At 65.7% G+C, this 15,436-nt stretch carries 14 protein-coding genes; 4 read left to right on the top strand and 10 right to left on the bottom strand.

Annotation, left to right across the window (positions count from 1 at the left end; genetic code table 11):
* Nucleotides 1–76: 76 nt before the first annotated feature.
* Together rfbD and rfbB are read right to left on the bottom strand one after the other, a co-directional pair.
* The gene (rfbD, locus tag CURSPS6_RS10215; protein WP_030015955.1) at nt 77–1,498 is read right to left on the bottom strand and encodes a dTDP-4-dehydrorhamnose reductase; all 1,422 of its coding nucleotides are present in this window, start codon (nt 1,496–1,498) and stop codon (nt 77–79) included.
* Nucleotides 1,495–2,493, bottom strand: a complete 999-nt coding sequence (rfbB, locus tag CURSPS6_RS10210; RefSeq protein WP_030015954.1) for a dTDP-glucose 4,6-dehydratase — start codon at nt 2,491–2,493, stop codon at nt 1,495–1,497. Before rfbB ends, rfbD begins: the two co-directional genes overlap by 4 nt.
* Nucleotides 2,494–2,610: 117 nt before the next feature.
* Here rfbB and rfbA point away from each other — a divergent pair, with 117 nt between their 5' ends.
* A complete protein-coding gene (gene rfbA / locus CURSPS6_RS10205) occupies nt 2,611–3,471 on the top strand; it encodes a glucose-1-phosphate thymidylyltransferase RfbA (protein WP_030015952.1) in 861 nt (286 codons plus the stop codon).
* Here the strand turns inward: rfbA and CURSPS6_RS10200 are convergent.
* Entirely contained in the window at nt 3,468–3,959 is a 492-nt protein-coding gene (locus CURSPS6_RS10200) for a VanZ family protein (RefSeq protein ID WP_030015951.1), read from the bottom strand. The genes rfbA and CURSPS6_RS10200 overlap by 4 nt on opposite strands.
* Nucleotides 3,960–4,152: 193 nt before the next feature.
* Here CURSPS6_RS10200 and CURSPS6_RS10195 point away from each other — a divergent pair, with 193 nt between their 5' ends.
* From CURSPS6_RS10195 to CURSPS6_RS10185, 3 genes are all read left to right on the top strand, one after another.
* A complete protein-coding gene (locus tag CURSPS6_RS10195) occupies nt 4,153–5,514 on the top strand; it encodes a polysaccharide biosynthesis tyrosine autokinase (RefSeq protein WP_235503751.1) in 1,362 nt (453 codons plus the stop codon).
* 79 nt (nt 5,515–5,593) lie between these two features.
* The gene (locus tag CURSPS6_RS10190; protein WP_051687909.1) at nt 5,594–6,481 is read left to right on the top strand and encodes a nucleotidyltransferase family protein; all 888 of its coding nucleotides are present in this window, start codon (nt 5,594–5,596) and stop codon (nt 6,479–6,481) included.
* Nucleotides 6,468–6,770 carry a hypothetical protein gene (locus CURSPS6_RS10185; protein ID WP_152978133.1) on the top strand — a complete coding sequence of 101 codons (303 nt, stop codon included), beginning with the start codon at nt 6,468–6,470 and terminating at the stop codon, nt 6,768–6,770. The genes CURSPS6_RS10190 and CURSPS6_RS10185 overlap by 14 nt, the downstream gene beginning before the upstream one ends.
* Nucleotides 6,771–6,846: 76 nt before the next feature.
* On the opposite strand, the gene CURSPS6_RS10180 is transcribed toward CURSPS6_RS10185, so the two are convergent.
* The 7 genes from CURSPS6_RS10180 to CURSPS6_RS10150 are packed head-to-tail and all read right to left on the bottom strand — an operon-like array spanning nt 6,847 to nt 15,415.
* Nucleotides 6,847–8,019 (bottom strand): glycosyltransferase, encoded by a 1,173-nt coding sequence (locus CURSPS6_RS10180; protein WP_235503750.1) that lies wholly within the window; start codon nt 8,017–8,019, stop codon nt 6,847–6,849.
* Nucleotides 8,020–8,029: 10 nt separating this feature from the next.
* Entirely contained in the window at nt 8,030–8,980 is a 951-nt protein-coding gene (locus tag CURSPS6_RS10175; protein WP_030015945.1) for a glycosyltransferase family 2 protein, read from the bottom strand.
* On the bottom strand, nt 8,977–10,062 hold the full coding sequence (locus CURSPS6_RS10170; RefSeq protein ID WP_160319794.1) for a glycosyltransferase family 4 protein: 1,086 nt from the start codon (nt 10,060–10,062) through the stop codon (nt 8,977–8,979). The genes CURSPS6_RS10175 and CURSPS6_RS10170 overlap by 4 nt, the downstream gene beginning before the upstream one ends.
* 41 nt (nt 10,063–10,103) lie before the next feature.
* Nucleotides 10,104–11,315 (bottom strand): O-antigen ligase family protein, encoded by a 1,212-nt coding sequence (locus tag CURSPS6_RS10165; RefSeq protein WP_051687907.1) that lies wholly within the window; start codon nt 11,313–11,315, stop codon nt 10,104–10,106.
* Complete coding sequence (locus tag CURSPS6_RS10160; RefSeq protein WP_051687906.1) at nt 11,299–12,444, bottom strand: glycosyltransferase; 1,146 nt, start codon at nt 12,442–12,444, stop codon at nt 11,299–11,301. The genes CURSPS6_RS10165 and CURSPS6_RS10160 overlap by 17 nt, the downstream gene beginning before the upstream one ends.
* A complete protein-coding gene (locus CURSPS6_RS10155) occupies nt 12,444–14,687 on the bottom strand; it encodes an N-acetylneuraminate synthase family protein (protein ID WP_030015940.1) in 2,244 nt (747 codons plus the stop codon). Before CURSPS6_RS10155 ends, CURSPS6_RS10160 begins: the two co-directional genes overlap by 1 nt.
* Nucleotides 14,684–15,415 (bottom strand): cytidylyltransferase domain-containing protein, encoded by a 732-nt coding sequence (locus tag CURSPS6_RS10150; protein ID WP_051687905.1) that lies wholly within the window; start codon nt 15,413–15,415, stop codon nt 14,684–14,686. The genes CURSPS6_RS10155 and CURSPS6_RS10150 overlap by 4 nt, the downstream gene beginning before the upstream one ends.
* Nucleotides 15,416–15,436 lie beyond the last annotated feature (21 nt).

The following is a 15,436-nucleotide window of genomic DNA, read 5'->3' as shown; positions in this document are numbered from 1 at the left end:
TCGATCACGGAGGAATATTCCTCCCTCGCCTTGGCATACCGCACTATTATGCGGTATTGACCGGCCCCCTGACAACCTACGATTTGTCGAGGTATTCCTTCAGCGCCACCCGGTGATCCCTCGGGGCGAATCCGGTGGCTTCCAGCGCGGAGGTGTCCAACGCCGAATTGGCGGGCCGCGGCGCCCAGACCGAGGCCTCGGCGAAGTAATGCTCTGTGCTGGTCGCAGTGACGCGGCCGGCATCCTGCCCCACGAGCCGGAAGACCTCTCGCGCGAGATCGAACCAGCTGATCACGGGCCCGGTATTCGACAGGTGATACACGCCGTAGTCGGCCTTTTCCTCGAGCAGGTGGAGTATCCCCTCGGCCAGGTCGGAGGCGAAGGTGGGCCGCCCCCACTGATCCGAAACCACCCGCGGGTTCACGCCGCGTCCCGCGAGATCTCGCATGGTCGCCACGAAATTTCGTCCCGCACCGATCACCCAGCTGGTGCGAACGATGTAGTGTCGCGGCGCGACCCCGGCCGCGAGTTCCCCGGCGGCCTTGGACTGCCCGTAGACGGACAGCGGCGCGAGGGGATCTCCCGGCCGGTACATATCCTCTAGCGGTTTGGCGCCGTCGAAGACGTAATCCGTCGAAACGTGCACCAGGGGTATGTCGGCGCTCCGGGCCACCTTGGCGAGGGCCTCGACCCCCGTGGCGTTGGCGGCCCACGCGACGGCCCGGCCCTCGGGCGTCTCCGCGGCGTCGACCGCGGTCATGGCCGCCGCGTTGATGATGCCGCGGAAGCTTCTCCACCGGAAGGCGCCCGCCCACGACGCCGGCCGGGCCAGGTCGATCTGGTCTCGCCCCGCCGCGACGTAAGGGATGCCCCGTTGCGTCAAAAGCTGCGTCATCGCCGATCCCAACTGCCCTTGGGCTCCCACCACGAGATACGGGGCCCTGGGGATCGGAGCCACCTGACCGAGCCGCGGGTGATGGCGGTCTTTCTCGGACAGCTCGGCCTCCGCCAGCGGGATGGGCCAGGGGATGCGGACCGACTCGTCCGCGAGATTCAGAAAAGAGTAATCATCCTGCGCCTCGCGGGACCAGTGATCATTGACGAGGTATGTGTAGGCCGTATCGGCTTCGAGAGTCTGGAAGGCGTTGCCGACTCCCCGAGGGACGAAGACCGCCCGCGATGGGCCGAGCTCGATCGTGAACGACCGCCCAAAGCTCTCCCCTTCCCGCAGATCCACCCAGGCGCCAAAGATCGAGCCGGTCGCGACCGAGACGAATTTATCCCAGGGTTCCGCGTGAATACCGCGGGTGGTCCCGCGACGAGAGTTGAACGAGACGTTGTTCTGCACGGGCGAGAAATCGGGGAGGCCGGCGGCCACCATTTTTTCCCTCTGCCAGTTCTCCTTGAACCACCCCCGGTTGTCCCCGTGCACCGGAAGGTCCACCACGAGGAGACCGGGGATGGGCGTCGTCGATACGGTCAGCTCGCTCTGGCTCATTGCCCCGCCTCCGCGTACCGGCGTTCGACGCTCACCTTATGCGCTTCCCACCACTGCCTGTTCTCCTCGTACCAGCGGATGGTCTCCGCCAGGCCGGACTCGAAATCCGCGTGCCGCGGCCGCCATCCGAGTTCCTCACGCAGGCGCGAGGCGTCGATCGCGTAGCGGAGATCGTGCCCTGCCCGGTCCCGGACGTGGTCGAATTCGTCCTCCGGGCGCCCCATGAGCCGGAGTATGGTCCGCAGGACCGTGAGGTTGTCACGCTCGCCGTCGGCGCCGATGAGGTAGGTCTGCCCCACCCGGCCCCGTTCGAGGATCAGCTCCACCGCGGTCGAATGGTCCGAGACGTGAATCCAATCGCGGACGTTGATACCGGCGCCGTAGAGCTTGGGGCGCCGACCCGTCAGGACGTTGGTGATCTGCCGGGGAATGAATTTTTCGATGTGCTGATATGGACCGTAATTATTCGAGCAGTTGCTCAGGGTCGCCTCGATGCCGAAGGACCGTACCCAGGCGCGCACCAGCATGTCCGAGCCGGCCTTGGTCGAGGAGTACGGCGAGGAGGGATTATAGGGTGTGGCTTCGGTGAACTTGGCCGGATCGTCACGCTCGAGGTCCCCAAAGACCTCGTCCGTGGAGATGTGGTGGAAGCGGACCCCGTGGCGACGCACGGCCTCCAAGAGGGTGAAGGTGCCGACCAGGTTGGTGTGCACGAACGGTGCCGGGTCGCCGAGGGAGTTGTCGTTATGGGTCTCGGCCGCGAAGTGCACCACGGCGTCGGCGGAGCATACGAGGCCATCCACGACCTCGGCATCGGTAATGTCACCGCGCACCACCTCGACCCGGTCCCCCGGCAGGCCCAGCAACGATGCCTCGTTGGACGCGTACGTCATGCTGTCCAGGACCACGACCCGATGATCCGTGTGTTCCACGAGGTGATGGACGAAATTCGAGCCGATGAACCCGGCTCCCCCGGTGACCAAAATTTTTCCCATACCGACGAGTCTAAAACAGCCGCGCCCGGCGCCGGGGCGGATCCGGCTATATTGTGGACGATCAACGGAGGTCTCTGGGGATGGCCTCCGGGCCACGGATCACGACGAAAGGACACCGTGAAGGGCATCATTCTGGCTGGGGGCACGGGAAGCCGACTGCACCCGATCACCCTGGGCATCAGCAAACAACTCACACCGGTCTACGACAAGCCGATGATCTACTACCCGCTCTCGACGCTCCTCTTGGCGGGCATCGACGACATCCTGATCATCACGACCCCCGAGGACGCGGACCAGTTCCGTCGGCTCCTGGGCGACGGCGGCCGCTTCGGCATCCGCATCTCCTACGCGACCCAGGCCGCCCCCGAGGGCCTGGCTCAGGCCTTTCTGATCGGCGAGGAGCACATCGGTGACGACTCCGTAGCGCTCATTCTCGGGGACAATATCTTCTACGGCCAAGGGCTGGGCACGCAATTGCGTCAATACTCGGATGTCACCGGTGCGACGGTATTCGGATATAGGGTCGCCGACCCTTCCGCCTATGGCGTCGTTGAATTCGACGAGCACCATCGCGCGGTATCGATCGAGGAAAAGCCAAAAGTACCAAAGAGTAACTTTGCGATACCAGGCCTGTACTTCTACGACAACCGGGTCGTGGAGATGTCCCGTGAATTGAAGCCTTCCGCGCGCGGGGAACTGGAAATCACAGATCTGAATAGACGCTATCTCGAGGCGGGCGAGCTCCGCGTCGAGGTTCTCCCCCGGGGCACGGCCTGGCTGGACACCGGAACCTTCGCCTCCCTGGCGGATGCGACGGCCTACGTGCGCACCATCCAGGCCCGCCAAGGACTCTCGATCGGATGCCCCGAAGAAATCGCGTGGCGCATGGGATTTCTTGACGATGACGCGTTGCGACGCAGCGCCCGGGATTTCCTCAAGAGCGGCTACGGAAAATACCTGATGGATCTTCTCGATTAACCGTCAATTCGCTCCCAGCGCCGAAATAGTCGATACAGAATAAAGGCGCCCAGGAGGGATCCAACTATTCCGCCGAGAGAGTTAAATAGCGCATCCACGGGATTAAAATTTCGCCCGCTCAAGAAAGCGAGTTGAATGAGCTCGATCGAGGTTGCCCCGCACGCCGCGAGGACCCACCACACCCAGAGGCGAACCCGCGGGAGAACCAACACGGCACAGGCCACGATCGGAATGAAGACCGCCGCATTCATGCCCTGCTCCACGTACTCGGGCTTGATATGACTCCGCAGCCACGGCGTGGGGGTCACCGCGAGCCAGATGGAGATCAGAATCTGTCGAATCTGACCTCCGTCGGGCCAGAGAAAGCACACCGCGGCGACCCCCACGAGGAGCACGAGGAGGCCGGCGGCGCCCCAGCGCACGACCCAGAGTCGTCGACTGTGGCGAAGATCCCTCTCACTTCCTGAGAGGAACAGGTACTGACTCACGTGAATTCCTTCAAAGATGTTAAAATCGATTATTGTCCGCAAACGGGCCGCGTTCGTCGCGACCGACGACCGAGCACGTTTCTAGCAGAACCGCCGCACGATATCCCTGACAGGGCAGATGGGGCTACCCTCGAGGAACTCAATGACATTACTGGACTTTATAAGGATTACTAGGGCAAACATTATTTTGCTCGTGGTTGGAATCATAGTCGGAGGCCTGCTGGGATACGGCGTGACGCTCGTCCAGCCGAAGACCTACGCCGCGACCTCCTCCGGATACGTGACCCTCGGCAAGGGTGACGATTCCACCAACGGCAGCGCCGGGGACATCCTTTCGGGCGACGCCGCGGCCCAGTCCAAGGCGAAGGCCTATCTGCCGCTGATCACCAGCGCACCCGTGGCCCAAAAGATCGCCGGGACGACCAAGACCAATCTGGACGCCGCGTCGATCCCCGGACATCTCTCCGCCTCGGTCGAGGACGGGTCGACGCTCCTCCGCGTCCAGGCCACCGCCGATTCGCCCGAGGACGCCGTGGAATTGGCCAACGCGTCTCTGAAGGCGACCGCAGACACCGTCAACGACATCGACGGTTCCCAATCGGTGCGCGTGATCCCCCTGGATGATGCGCAGAAGCCCGGTTCGCCGATCGCCCCCAGCCTCAAGAAGTACGTTTTGCTGGGCGCCCTGGCCGGTCTGGTCGTCGTGTACATCGTGGTCTTCATGCGGCGTTTCATGGACGTCCGCGTCCGGACCACCAGCGACCTCGAGGAGGCCACCGGCGTCGGCGTTCTGGGCGTATTGCCCAAGACCAACGCGTTGGACCAGAACCGTTTCCTGGAGGACCAGGCCGACCACCAGTCCGAGGAGTCTCTCCGCCAGCTCCGCACGAATCTGCGCTTCGTCAGCGTAGATCAGCCTCCGCGCTCGATCATCGTCACAAGCCCGAATCCGGGCGAGGGCAAGTCCACCGTGACGGCCTCGTTGGCCCACGCCTTCGCCAAGGCCGGTCAGCCGACCGTGCTGATCGACGCCGACCTTCGTCGCCCCACGATCGCCAAGATCTTCGGCATCGACAACGGCGTGGGTCTCTCGCAGATCCTCTCCGGTCAGGTCGGCATCGAGGACGCCATCCAGCGGTTCCGGGAGTCCGAGTTGTACGTGATCCCCGCCGGCCGCATCCCACCGAACCCCTCCGAGCTGTTGGGATCGGCCAAGATGCGCAAGCTCGTCGAGGAGCTCTCCCAGGAGTACCTAGTCCTGATCGACGTTCCGCCGCTCCTGCCGGTGACCGACGGCTCGCTCCTGTCCACGGGCGTCGACGGAGCCATCCTGGTCACCAAGGTCGGCGCCACGCGCAAGGACCAGACCGAGGGCGCCATGTCGATGATCAACAAGGTCAAGGGGACCGTGCTCGGCACCGTCATGAACATGGCACCGTCCAAGGGCATCGGGTCCCAGTATTACGGCTTCGGTTATGGCGGATACCGCTCCGAATACAAGTCCTACTACGGCCACTCCGCCAAGGAAGCCACGTCCGTTCAGGAGAAGAGCTAGGGCCTCGGTGGTCGCCCGGAAACGGCCGACTGGGCGACCACCCGCGGCACCACCCCGGATAACAGTGAGGAAAGCCCCCGTGGATGCATTCGAGATTGGCGATCGCATCAAACTGGGTCATGCGGCATTGCAATGCCTTGCCGACGACGCCGGTGTCCAGCTGATTCATATCAAGGGATACGCGACCCTCGAGGGCCTGTACCCCACCCTCCGGACCAGCACCGACGCCGACATCCTCGTGAGGCCGAGCCACATGTCTCGTTTCTTGGGGGCTCTCCAGGACCACCGGTGGGAAAAGGTGACCAGTTTTTTCACGGGGTCGGCCTTTCACCACGCGGCCTCCTACCGGCATCCCTGGTGGGGTGCCGTGGACGTCCATCGCCTCTTTCCCGGTCTGCAGGCGGACCCGGAAGAGGCCTTCGACGCGCTGTGGGCGCGGCGTCAGACCGCCCACATCGCGCATTTTCCGTGCACCGTGCTGAGCTATCTCGACCAGGTGCTCTTCATCCTGCTGCACTCGGTGCGGGACGGCTCCCGGGGTATCAGGGATTCCGCTCACCTCCGCAAGATCCTCTCCGACCAGGACCTTCAGAGGGTCTCGGATCGCGCCCGGGAGCTCCGTGCCGAGGTGGGCCTGGCCGCCTGGAACGGCACACTGGAGAAGTATCAAAACCACTCCGACTATCTGCTGTGGAAGTACATGATGGAGGGCGGTTCGCGGATGGACGAGTGGCGAGCGCGCCTCGCCGCGGCGCGCACCCCGCGAGACAAGGCCGCCACGCTGGGTCAGGCCTTCCTGGTCAACACCGATCACCTGGCGATGAAGTTGGGCCGCTCCCCCACCCGCGGGGAAATCATTCGGGAGTGGTTCGTTCGCTTCGGGTTGGGTGCGCGCGAATTCATCCGGAGCGCACTGCACAGGGCATCCTCCGGCACACGCGGTGGGGGTGGCCGTGCGGGTAGCTGACGACGTCGCCTGGGTCCGGTCCAGCGCGGAGATGAGGGACTACTGCCTCATCGCCCGGGTCCCGCATCGGATGCCGCTGGAGCTGACGGGCTCCGCGGTGTATTTGTGGGAGTGCTGGGCCGGCGGGATGAGCCTGGAAGAATCCGTGTCCTACCTCGCCGAGGTCTTTTCGGAGGACCCGGAGGTGATTCGTCCCCAGGCCGAATCGACGCAACGAAGCCTCGTCGATCAGGGCTTCCTCATCGACGATTCCGGCGAGTCTGTCGCGGAGAACCGGGCGGCGGAGTAGTTCTCGCGTACCTCGCCGCCCGGCGCCTCGAGCGCCGGCTGCGGTCGCCGAGCCGCGGGGAGCGCGCCCGGGCCGGCTATTCCTCTCCCGCCCCGTCGGCCAGGCGGGCCAGGTGCCCCTTGATCTCCCGCACAAATCGCTCGTGCGCGAACCCTTCGGCGTGCGTGCGTATCTCCTCGGCGTCGTAGTCGGTAGGTCGGAAGGCGTCCAGCGCGTCCCGGATGTCCTCCGCTCGGGGGTTATCGATGAAAGCGCCGGTTCGGCCCGGGCGAATGGTATCGAGGAACCCGCCGGCCTGGAGCGCGATGGTCGGTTTGCCGAATGCCGCTCCTTCCAGCGGCGTGATGCCGAAATCCTCGTAGGAGACGGCCAGCACCGCGGCGCAGTTCTCGTAGGCCCATCTCATCTGCGCATCGTCCAGCCCGCCGACCACCCGGACATTGACCGGCGCCTTATCCCGGAGGGTTCGGGCGAGCGGGCCGGCGCCGATCACGAGGAGCCGGTGCGAGGTCCCTCGGACCGCCTCGATCGCGTGGTGCACGTTCTTGTACGGCAGTAGGCGAGAGACGACCAAGAAATACGTGCCGCTCGCCCAGCGGACGCCGTCGATGGGTGACTGCGGAGCGTGGCGGTCCACGCTGTGTGGGGGAAACACGATCGGCGCGTCCACCCCGTACACGGCGGCAATGCGGCGCCGCACCACCGTCGAGTTCGCGATGTACGGCTGGGACCGTTGGCCCACCGACCAGCGATCCCACCTCGTGAGGCTTGGCCGCAGGGCCGCGAGGACCGCCGCCGTGATCCCTCCGGAGGCCTTGTCTCCGAGGTACTGGTCGCTGAGGTAGAGCCAGCGCGCCGGGCTATGACAATAGACGAGGCTGCGCCCGTCGATGTCGAAACCGTGGGCCCATCCCGAGCTGGAGACCACCGTGGTCTCCGCCGGAACGCGCAGAAGACCCGCCGCGAGCGGGAGGAACGGCAGGGCCCACCGATGCCTCTGGCGAAGGGCGGGGATGCGGTTCAGCGGCGACGTAATAATGCGGGCGTCCCGGAACTCCGGGTAGGTGGAGTCGGGGTCGTAGAGCGTCGTGTAGATGGGTGCCTCGGGAAAGGCCCGATGCAGCGCCAGGACCACGCGCTCGGCGCCACCGCGTTGGGTCAGGTAGTCGTGAGCGATCGCCAGCGGAATCGTCGGACGGGACGATGAAGAACGCAGCGCGCGTCCGATCCGAGTCAAGGTGGTGTACACGGTCGTCTCCTCAGAACTTTGAGCGGGCACGGCCCGGGTGCCGCACCCCGGACAACCCGGCCGACTCGACGCAGAGCGCCACGAGCTTGCGGCCCACCGGGCGCGGCACCGTCGGAAGAAGCTTGTCCACCAGCCCGGCCAGGAGGCCCGCGACGGGTTCGGTCATGACGCTGGCCAACGAGCGAACGGCCAGCCCCCACGGCCCGCCGGGCTTGGGCGCGGGACCCAGCGCGTCATTCCCGTGGATCAACAGAAAGGTCTCCCGCGCCGCGCCCGAGTGGAGGGCCCTGAGCGTGCGGGCCCGAGCGGTCAGTGACGGCCCGTGGTGTCGTGCCGTGAGCGAGGGATCGATGCGGACCTCGAGGCCGGCCTGCGCCAACCGGTACCCCATGTCGACGTCTTCCCATCCGTAACGACGGTATGACTCGTCGTAACCCCCGACCGCGGCGTACGCCTCGCGGGTGGCCGAGCAATTGGCCGCCCAGTACCTCCATTGCATCGCGGGCGCGGTGTCGAGGGCGTCCGAGAGAAAGGATTCGTTGGTGTCTCGCCCGTAGGCCTCGGCGTATGCTCCGTCCGGGAATACGTTGGTGGTGAGGCCAACCACCGCGGAGACTTCCTGATCGTCGTGGGCCCGGAGGTGCCGGTCGACGAAGTCGGTTCGGACCTCAAGGTCGTCGTCGCACCGGATGATGACGCGCCCGCGGGCCGTCTCGATGCCGCGGTTCAGGGCGCCGGAACGGCCGTGGTTCTCCTCAAAGCGCTCGACCCGCAGGGCCCTCCAGCCGCCGTTCCGGTATTCCTCGATGAGTCCGGAGGTGTCGTCGATATCCCCATCGATCACGACGATGACCTCGAAATCCTCCCGCGTCTGCCGCATGAGGGAGTCCAAAGGGTAATGCAGTCGGTCACGGCCGCCTCGCGTCGGGATGATGACGGATGCGGCGGGTTCGGCGGTCATGGTGTCGTCCTTTCCGTGGGATGGGGCCCGTCGGGCATCAGTCGGTCCAGCAAGAGGCGCATTCGCTCCGCGCCGGCGTCCGGGGAGTACAGCCGGCGCCACCGCTCGTAGGCGGCCTCCGTGATGTCACGGACCCGTCCCGGGGACGCCACCGCCGTGTTGAGGAAATTTTCCACGGTCCGGGCCAGGGCGTCGGCGTCGCCCGCGGGAAAGATCCACGGGTGCTCCGGCCCGACCACCTCGGTGAGCGCACCGTCGTCGCTGACGATCAGCGGCATGCGAGCGCTCATGGCCTCGGCCGCCACGAGCCCGAAGACCTCGCCCCATTCCGACGGTACAACCAGCACATCGATCCGCGGATAGAGATCCTGCGGGCGCACGAAGCCGTACCGCGTCACCGCACCCCGCAGGTCCTCCAGGGCCTGATCGACGCGGCGGGTTTCTTCGGGCGTCACGTACGCCGTTCCGCCCCCGAGGTGGAGCTCTACCTCGATCCCCCGGTCCCGGAGCGCTCGCGCGCCGCGGGCCAGGGTCACGAGCCCTTTCTTCCGCGAGATCCTGCCCACGAACCCGACGCGCAACGGCCGTTCACGCGACGGCCGGTCCGCGGATGGCCCGGCCTGGACGGGCAGAACCCAGTTGGGGAACGCCTGGCTGCCGGGTATCTCGGGAGCGGAAGTGTACGACGGCGCCAACCGCGCCCGGGCGCCGATACCCGCGATGCGGGCGAGAATCCTGTGCGACCCGGTGGGGATCTGATGCAGGTGAACGATCCGCCGCGGATGCGCCGTCAGCGCGAAGGAGGGCACGAGCCCGTTACACCAGATCCAGTCCCGGCGATGCCTTAGCCCAAAAACGGCCAATCGCATCATGTACGCCCGGCGATGGGACGCCGGCATCTGCCTGACCTCGTATCCTTCCGTTCGTGCGCGAGCGATCACCTCACCGGGCTGGGACGGGCCGACGATGATCACCTCGCGGCCGGAGTCGCGAAGGCTTCGGGCCAGCTCGAACATCATGTTCTCCCCGCCAGAGATATCACCGTTGTTGGTGGCGAGGAATATCCTTCCCGGGTGGGGCATCTTCTTCCTTCCGGAACCGAGCGATGTCACCGTCACCGCCCTCATCGCCGTGTCGCGGCAGCGAGGGACCCCGCAGTCGTCTGACCGATCCCGTCGTCGCGGTTCGCCGTCCGGATGCCCGCACCCATGACCAAGGCCCACGAGGCGGTCAGGAAGACGTCACCGAGCTTCCAGGCGCAGACGAGCACGACGATGGTTGCCGCTTGGGTGATGACTCTTTCGGTGCTCGTGGCGCCGGCCCGCAGGATCCGCGTCCCGACGAACAGCGTGAAGCCGAGCACCGCTAAGAGAAGTACGATTCCTCCTTCGATCTGCAATTGCCAGTAGCCGTTGTGGAAAAACCAGGTGCGGTTCTCCATCTCGACCGTGGCCTGCCCCAAGCCACGGCCGTACCACGGGGAATCCTGGAGCTTCAGGAGGGAGGCGGCGTCGATCCGATCCCGGAGGGCGTCGGTGCCTCGACGATCGGAGAACACCCCGACCCGGGCAAAGTTCTCCTCCACGTTGGCAACCAGCCACCCCAACACGGCGCCCACGATGATCTTGATCGGGAGGGAGACCCTGCGGGAAAACAGCATCCACAGCACGGCGACGGCGTATGCGGCGAGGGAGGTTCGGGACCCCGTCAGCCACAGGGGAACCCCCAGGACCACGAAGATCGCGATGCCCAGGCGTCGTTGCCCAAAGGCGAGCAGGGCGAGGACCGCGCCCACGGCGTAGTTCAGGCCCGCCTGGTTCTTGTCACCGAAGATTCCCGTCAGGTAACCGCCGTAGGTGTCGGAGGTGAGGCCGAGGTAGAACAGCGGGACGTTGACCAGGAGCATCGTGATGAATCCGCGGAGCACCGACCGGAAGTGGAGCCGCCCTGAGCCGAGCACGAGGGCAAACGCCACGACGATGCCCAATCGGAAGATTCTCCTGAGCCATTCCCCGGTCGAGGCGTAGCCCGCGACCACCGAGACCACCACGGCCGCCGCCAGCCCGAGCGCTAAGGCGAGAGTCCACCACCGAACGTCGGACGGGAAGGCATGCCGAGGGCGTCGCAGGAAGGCGATCCCCAGGCCGAGGAGCACGGCGACGTAGGAGAGCGGAAGATTCCCGGGCAATCCCGGCGCGGACGTGCCGACGAACGCGATCAAACAGCCGATGAAAAATTCGAGGAGCCGCAACGACCCGGCCTCCGCGACGACGGCCCGGTGCGCTCGGGCATAGATGCCCGCGGGTTTCGGGCCGCTTTCAGCGCGAACGGTCATTCTTCACCCTTCCAGAGCGTTGTTTGTGGTGCGGTCCCGCGTAGAACGCGGCCAGGGATTCGGTCATCTCGCGGATACTCGAGAGGGACTCCGCCGCGGCCGCGGGCCGGTTCAACGCGGCGTCCATGCCTCGTGCCAGGTCGTGAACTCCAATATTACCGCGCAGTACAGCATCGTGCGCCAGTATTTCTGCGTTTCCGCCCACGTCGTTGGCCACCACCGGAATCCCGGCCGCGACGGCATCGAGCAGCGTGTAGGAGTAGTTCTCCCACGCCGAGATCTGCACCAAGACGTCGGCCCCGGCCAGCGCGTCCAGGGGATCGAGGAACCCCGCGAAGCGCACGGACTCTTCGAGCTGTAGCCCACGCACCAAAGATCTCAGGCTCTCCTCCGACGGCCCACGGCCCGCGATCACGAGCTTCGCGTCCGGCCGGCGTTTGAGCACCACGGCGAAAGCTCGCACGACGACGTCGAGGCCCTTCTCCTCCGACAGCCGGGACAGGGTGAGAAAAGTGGGGGCCTTCGGGGCCAGCGTTTTCCGTCGTTCCTCCACCGTACGTCGGATTCGCCCCACGTCGACGCCGTTCCGGATCACCTCGACCCGGTGGGCTTTCCACTTGGCGGCCATGACGCGCCGGGTCGACTCGCACACCGCTGCCTTCCGGTCGGTCACGCGCAGGCGCACGCCGTGGACCAGCCTCATGGCCGGGCCTCGCCACCGGGAGTCCTGATACGTCGAGTCTTCCGGGGCAATGCCGTGTTCGGTCGTCGCCAGGAGGGGCGCCCCGGTGCGTCCGTCGAGGAAGGTCGCGACCTTGAGGTAGTTGACCACGACCGCGGCCACGATATCGGCGTAGGCAAGATGCGCGTGGACCACCACCGGGGAGAGGTCGTCGATCGCGGACCGCAGAGTGCGCACCGACGCACGAAACCCGTGCTCCGTGCCGAATTCACCGGTGATGACTCGGCACCCCGTCGCCTCGAGGCGGTCGGCCAGGGCGCCTTCCGGGCAGAGTACCGCGAGGTCCCACCCGGGAATGCCGTGCTCGGCCACGTCGATGACGTGCCGCGCGACGCCGCCGAAGTCCGGCACGGGGACCAGCCAGAGGGCACACGGACGAGTCGCCATCAGATCCACTGCTCCAGGCGTTCGAGTGCGGTGAAGAAACCCTCCCCATTATTGACGTGACCCTGCCAGATCTCCGGGATGAATGAGGCGTGGGGGGCCAAGCGGCGCAGCTGTTCGCCCAGGGACGCCCAGTCGACGTCGCCTTCACCGACCTGCACCCCTTCGCCGTCCACGCCCGTGCCATCCACGAGGTGCAGGTGGATGGACTCGGGGGCGAGAAGCTCGACCGCGTCGTACAGCGGCAGACTTAAGAAGTTGGCGGCCAGCACCGTATGGCTGACGTCGAGGCACAGAGAGGTGTCGAAGGAGCGCGCGAACTCGACCGTGTCCCGAGGATCGACGAAAAGATTGTGGAATTGCTGTCCGCCCATCAACCACGGGAACGGCGGGAGGGTCTGGGCGGCCAGGCGCACGCCCGACGTGTCGAGCCGCTTCAGGGCCGCGCCGATGCGCTCGTACTTGGCCACCCTCCGTTCGGCGGGGATATGGCCGTCCTTGGTGAATCCGCCCATCGTCACGACCATGACGGGGTCCTCGTCCGCGGTGAAGAAACGCCTCAGGTCCCGGGTGGTATCGATGGTCCGCTGGACCTCGGCGATGGAACGTTCCCAGTGATCGGCGTCCTCCGAGGCGAGATCCACCAGGAAGTCTCCCGCGAAGAGGTCCGGAAGGTGCGTCGTGAACGACATCTCGAGCTTGTCCTCGAAGACGTCGTCGATGTCGATGTCCAAATCCTTATACGAGAAGTGGAATTCCAAGAAGTCCGGGGAGGACTCGGCGATCAGGTTCCGGAAGTCGTGGTACCGGACCGGCAACCCCCACGGGCGGTCGAAGCGGAACCCGCCGCGGCGCACGGCGGCGTCCTTCAGGTCCCCCTCGTAGAAGAAGTCTCCCTGGGATACGGCGCGGTGCAGCCTCCGACCGATCAGGGCGTTGAGGTAATTCGGCTGGAGCCCGCGACCCGGCGATTTCACCGCGACGTCGTCGGCGGAGACGACCTCGCCGACGGACAGATCCCGCGCCGCGACGAGGGACTTGGCCAGGTTGACCCGGTTCATCTGTTCCCCGGTGGAGACCTCGCGGGGACCATCCGAACCGATGGATGCTTCGACCTCACGAATCTGCCGGACCATCGCGGCGAATTCCTCGGGAAGCAGCGAGACGGTGTGGTCGTTGCCTTCCAGGGTCTTGTCCACCGTGAAGTGCTTTTCGATGATTTTGGCCCCGCGAGCCACCGCGGCCACCGCCACGTGGTAGCCGCGCTCATGCCCCGAATAGCCGACCAGGCACTGTCCCAGCTCCGCCAGCCGATCCATGTACGCGAGATTGACGTCCTTATACGGCGCCGGATAGGTCGACTGACACTGCAGCAGCGCGAAACTCGCTCCGGATTGCCGCAGAACGTCAACGGAACCGAGGATTTCGTCCTCGCGGGACATCCCCGTGGAAACCAGCAGCGGCAAACCGTGCCGCCCCATCTGACGCAGAAGCGCGTGGTTGGTCATATCGGCCGAGGCGACCTTCAGCCCCGGGATCCCGTACTCCACCAGCGCGTCGAGGGACGGGATGTCCCACGGTGTGCAGAGCACATCGATGTCTCGCTCCCGGCAATGATCGAAGACCCGGTACATCTGCTCGACCGTCAGGGAGAATTTGGACAGCAGGTCCAGGGTGTACTGGGCGCCGAGGTCCTCCCCCGTGGAACGCCCGCCGGACTGGCGGTAGAGGGCGTCCATGTCCCGGAGCTGGAACTTCACCGCATCCGCGCCCGCCTCGACCGCGAGGTCCACGAGTCGTTTCGCGAGGTCGGGATCCCCCTGATGGTTATTGCCGATCTCTGCGATCACGAAGGCCGGGTGGTCCTTGCTGATCGTGTGGCACCCGATGCGCAACGAGTCCGAGGAGTCCTGCGCGATACCGAGCAGATGCCCTCGGTCATCCACGAGGGGAAGATGCTCGATCCCCTGGCCGAAGAGCCCGGCCAGATCCGAGGCGTCGCTCGTATGCGAACACGTTCGCGGATTGCGGTTGGCCACGGCCAGGCACGCGGTGGTCAGATCGGCGTCGGGGTTGGCCAAGAGCCAGCGGCGAAAATCGCCGTCGGTCAGGGAGCCCTGAAGAATTCCCGAGGCGTCGACGCAGAACACAATGCGGTGGCCGTTCGCGGTGATCTTTTGCAGGGCGGTGAGCACCGAATCTTCCGAAAAAACCACGTAGGGCGTGACGTTGCGTTCGATAATCACTGGTCGGATCCTTCACTGAAGTGATGTGGGTAGGTTGCGCGAAGTTGCGCCTCGGCCACGGCGAAGTCGATCGGGGTATCGATGTCGACGCCTTCGACGTCGTCCATGATGAACAGCTCGATGGTGCCGCCGAGACGATTGTGGAGTTGGTCGTAGATATCCGCGGACGTGACGTATAGGGAGCCGTTTTCGCGGTAACGGTAGGTCTCGCGGGTCAGCTCCTGGCGCCGGGGCCGATTCATGACGTCGTATTCGGCCCGCGGGGTCTCGCCCGCCGCCCAGATGAACGGCCCCTGAGGGATCACGCCCACCATGGAGTCGGCGCCGCATCGCTCGAATTCGCGGACGGCCCGGGCGATCGTCCCTGGCAGCCGGAGGGGCGACGTCGCTTGGAGCAGCACCACGGCATCCGGCGGAAAACCGTGGTGGCGGTAGTGCGCCATGGCGTGCTCGACGACGGGCTCCGTGGCGGTGGTGTCCTCCGCGAGCTCGGCCGGGCGCAGGAAGGGAACCTCAGCGCCCGCGGCCGCGGCGATATCCGCGAGCTCCCGATCATCGGTCGACACGACCACGCGAAACCGCACGTCCTCCGCCAGATCGGCCTGGGCCTCGAGGGCCTGAAGCACCGTCCACTCCACCAGCGGACGACCGGCGATCGGCCGGAGATTCTTCCGGGGGATCCCCTTGGATCCACCCCGCACGGGAATCACACACAATACGTTCTTCATGGTTTCCATCCGTCGTGAGAT

Source organism: Curtobacterium sp. S6, assembly GCF_000710345.2.
Taxonomy (GTDB): domain Bacteria; phylum Actinomycetota; class Actinomycetes; order Actinomycetales; family Micrococcaceae; genus Rothia.
The sequence above is the reverse complement of the archived record's forward strand: the minus strand, read 5'-3'. Positions and strand labels throughout refer to the sequence as shown.

Coding starts and splice junctions, on each gene's coding strand:
- CURSPS6_RS10175 (WP_030015945.1), bottom strand. CDS start 8,980: ATGACCGCCGAACCCGCCGCATCCGTCATCATCCCGACGCGAGGCGGC.
- CURSPS6_RS10165 (WP_051687907.1), bottom strand. CDS start 11,315: ATGACCGTTCGCGCTGAAAGCGGCCCGAAACCCGCGGGCATCTATGCC.
- CURSPS6_RS10160 (WP_051687906.1), bottom strand. CDS start 12,444: ATGGCGACTCGTCCGTGTGCCCTCTGGCTGGTCCCCGTGCCGGACTTC.
- CURSPS6_RS10150 (WP_051687905.1), bottom strand. CDS start 15,415: ATGAAGAACGTATTGTGTGTGATTCCCGTGCGGGGTGGATCCAAGGGG.
- rfbB (WP_030015954.1), bottom strand. CDS start 2,493: ATGGGAAAAATTTTGGTCACCGGGGGAGCCGGGTTCATCGGCTCGAAT.
- rfbD (WP_030015955.1), bottom strand. CDS start 1,498: ATGAGCCAGAGCGAGCTGACCGTATCGACGACGCCCATCCCCGGTCTC.
- CURSPS6_RS10170 (WP_160319794.1), bottom strand. CDS start 10,062: ATGCCCCACCCGGGAAGGATATTCCTCGCCACCAACAACGGTGATATC.